Origin of the sequence: Phytoactinopolyspora endophytica (genome assembly GCF_004138495.1) — a bacterium.
GTDB classification, from domain to species: domain Bacteria; phylum Actinomycetota; class Actinomycetes; order Jiangellales; family Jiangellaceae; genus Phytoactinopolyspora; species Phytoactinopolyspora endophytica.
Genome location: NZ_ML142867.1, coordinates 31,204 through 34,799, shown reverse-complemented (window position 1 = coordinate 34,799; position 3,596 = coordinate 31,204). Strand labels below are relative to the sequence as shown.

Sequence of the window (3,596 nt, the reverse complement as noted above, 5' to 3'; positions counted from 1 at the left end):
GGTCGGCGTGGCCGCGTCGGAACTGGCGTTCTACGACTGGTCGGGTCGCACGATCAAGGCGAATCGTGTCCAGATTCGCCGGGCGTTGGGGTACCGCGAATGCAGCGTTGCCGATGCAGACAAGCTCACCGAGTGGCTGGTCGCGAACGTCACGCAGGCCGAGCGCAGCGCCGAGCAGGTACGTCACGAACTCCTGGCGCGGTGCCGGGACGAGCGGATCGAACAGCCCTCGAGCGGCCGTGTCGACCGGATCGTCCGGTCAGCGTTACACCGTGGCGAGGAGTTGCTGGTAGGACGAGTGGCAGCCCGTTTGCCGGCAGAGGTACGGGATCGGTTGTTTGCTCTGGTCGCTTCCACCGTCGACGACGAGTCGGGCCACGACGCCGACGGCGATGATGGTCCGGCGGTGTTGGCCGCGGTCCGGTCCGAGCCCGGCAACGTCAGTCTGAACACGATGTTGACCGAGATCGCCAAGCTGGAGGCGGTGCGTGCGGTAGGCCTACCGGCCGGGGTGTTCGCCGGTATCGCCTCGAAGGTGGTGGCGGCCTGGCGGGCACGCGCGGCGGTGGAAGCGCCGAGCCACCTGCGCGAGCACTCGCCGGCAGTGACGCTGACCTTGTTGGCGGCGTTGTTGTACTGCCGGGAGCGGGAGATCACGGACACGCTGGTCGAGCTGTTGATCTCGACGGTGCATCGGATCAACGCCCGCGCCGAGGTGAAGGTGACCAAGGAGCTGATCAAGGAGTTCCAGCGTGTCACCGGTAAGGAGAACCTGCTGTTCCGGCTCGCCGAGGCGACGGTGGATGCCGGAGACCGGCTGGTGCGGGACACCGTGTTCCCGGTCGCGCCGCGGGCGGTGTTGCGAGACTTGGTCGCGGAGTTCAAGTCCTTTGGTCCGACGTATCAGCGGACGGTGAAGGCCACGCTGAAGGCGTCGTACACGAACCACTACCGGACCGGGTTGATCAAGCTCCTGGACGTGCTGGAGTTCCGCAGCAACAACACCACGCCGGCTCGTCCTGGACGCCGTGGACCTGGTCGCCCGGCACGCCAGCGCGGGGAACCTGCACTACTACCCGGTCGGTGAGCACATCCCGACCCATCGCGGGCTTGGCGCGGACTGGGACGCGCTGGTGCACAAGACCGATACCCGTGGTCGGCGGCGGGTGGTGCGCATGGTCTACGAGGTATGCACCTTCCAGGCCCTGCGGGACCAGCTGCGGTGCAAGGAGATCTGGGTCGTCGGCGCCGACAAGTGGCGCAACCCGGCCGAGGACTTGCCGACCGACTTCCAGGACCGGCGTGTCGAGTACTACCAGGCGCTCCGCAAACCTCTCGACGCGTCGGCGTTCGTCGACGAGCTGCGCCAGGAGATGCACAGCGAACTGGACGCCCTCGACGAGGCGCTGCCTGCCTGTGACTGGCTGGAGGTCAGCGACCGAGCGGCAGGCGCGATCAAGCTCACCCCACTCGACGCCGCGCCGGAGCCGCGGAACCTGCGCAGGTTGAAGCAGGCGGTGCAGGCACGGTGGGGCACGGTGCCGCTGATCGACATGCTCAAGGAAGCGGTGCTGCGCACCGGCTGCCTGCAAGCTGTCACCTCGGTGGCCGGCCGGGGCAGTCTCCCTGAGCGGGTGCTGGCCGAGCGGCTGCTGTTGGCGATCTACGGGTACGGCACCAATACCGGGATCCGCGCGGTCGCCGCTGGCGAGCACGGGCACGGCGAGGACGAGATCCGCTACGCCCGCCGCCGCTACCTCACCACGGAGGCAGCGAGACAAATCGCGATCGAGATCGCCAACGCCACCTTCACCGCCCGCCAGCAGGCCCTGTGGGGCGAGGGATCCACGGCGGTGGCCAGTGACTCCACACACTTCGGCGCGTTCGACCAGAACATCTTCACCGAGTGGCACTCCCGGTACGGCGGTCGTGGCGTGCTGATCTATTGGCACGTCGACCGTGGCTCGATGGTGATCCACTCCCAGCGCCTGAACTGCTCGGCCTCGGAGGTGCATGCGATGGTCGACGGCGCGATCCGGCATGGCACTGACATGCAGGTCGACGCCAACTATGTGGACACCCACGGCCAGTCCGAGATCGGATTCGGCATCACCAAGCTGCTCGGCTTCGACCTGCTGCCGCGGATTAAGCGGATCAACAAGGTGAAGCTCTACCGGCCCGTCGCCGGAGAGTCGGACAGCTGGCCAGCACTCGCGCCAGCGCTGACCCGGCCGATCCGGTGGGACCGCATCGAGCAGCAGTACGACCAGATGGTCAAGTACGCCACCGCCATCCGAACAGGCACCGCGTCCACCGAGGCGATCCTGCGCCGGTTCATGAAGGCCAACGCCGCCCACCCCACCTACCAGGCCATGATCGAACTCGGCCGAGCACAGAAAACCATCTTCCTCGCCCGCTACCTGCGCAACCGACAGCTGCAACGGGAGATCCACGAGGGCCTGAACGTGGTCGAGTCCTGGAACCGCGCGAACGCGGTCATCTTCTACAGCAAGGGCGGTGACCTGGCCAGCAACCGTCGCGACGAGCAGGAGATGAGCGTGCTGTGTCTGCGGATCCTGCAGGCCGCGCTCGTCTACGTGAACACACTCATGCTCCAGGACCTGCTCGCCGAACCCGACTGGGAGCACGTCCTGACACTCGAGGACCAGCGAGGCCTCACCCCACTGTTCTGGTCACACGTCCTGCCCTACGGCGAGGTGAAGCTCAACATGACCAGCCGGCTCCCGCTCGGTATGAGCTGATGGTGTCCGGTTGGGGATGGGCTACTGCAACAGGTCGATCATGCTCGGTCGTGGACCAGCGCCAGGCGTTGAGCTGCGGGTCGCTTTCCAAGTGGTGCGTCGTCGTCTCGGCGATGAGTTCCGCGAGCCCGCGGAGTCTGAACTGTCGGCCGGCGTAACCTCGCCACCGGTGTCCGGGTCGGCGGACTGCCGCTCACCCCCGACGACTTCCTGCGCTGACGGCGGGATCCGGGAGTTCGGCGTTCGGTGACCCGGGGCCAGGTGAAACGGGGCCCGGCTAAACGGGATCCGGCGGCCCGGGGTCCTGTGGCGCCGGATACCGCACGGCTGCGGGAAAGCAGCGCAGCAGTGCGGCGAGCCGCGCGGTATCGCCCGCCACCTCGGCGTCTGCCCGCTCGACGGCGTCGTGCAGCGCCGCACCGGCGAACACCAGATCGCGCAATGTCGCCGCCTCCGGCACGGTCAGCCACGCATCGGGTTCGGCGTGCTCACCGCGGTCCAACTCGAGGCGCCCGCCCGCAACGGTGATGCGGAACCGGTCGCCCGCGACGTCCAGCTGGCAGCGCAGCGACAGCTCACCCGCCAGTGCCGGATCGAAGGTGGCGCGCAGGGCGAACAGCAGCGCGTCGACGCTCAGTTCCGCCGCGCCGTCCTCGGGCAGCGGTGCGCGGCTGCCCCAGTGGGCGAGCGCGCGGAGCACGGGCTCCAGTTCCTGCCCGCGCTCGGTGAGTTCGTACACGGCGGCGGGCGCAGGCGGTCCCAGGCGCCTTCGCCGCACCAGGCCGTCGGCTTCGAGCTCGCGCAACCGCTGCGCGAGGACGTTCTGGCTCATCT

At 68.1% G+C, this 3,596-nt stretch carries 1 protein-coding gene and 1 pseudogene; one reads left to right on the top strand and one right to left on the bottom strand.

All coding sequences use genetic code 11. From position 1 onward, the window contains the following. A pseudogene (locus ELR45_RS43185) lies at positions 1–2,762 on the top strand (Tn3 family transposase); the annotation flags it as partial. Positions 2,763–3,039: 277 nt separating this feature from the next. On the opposite strand, the gene ELR45_RS27880 reads toward ELR45_RS43185, so the two are convergent. Then, positions 3,040–3,596: winged helix-turn-helix transcriptional regulator (locus tag ELR45_RS27880; protein ID WP_205857395.1), on the bottom strand; the 557-nt coding region annotated here is incomplete at its 5' end.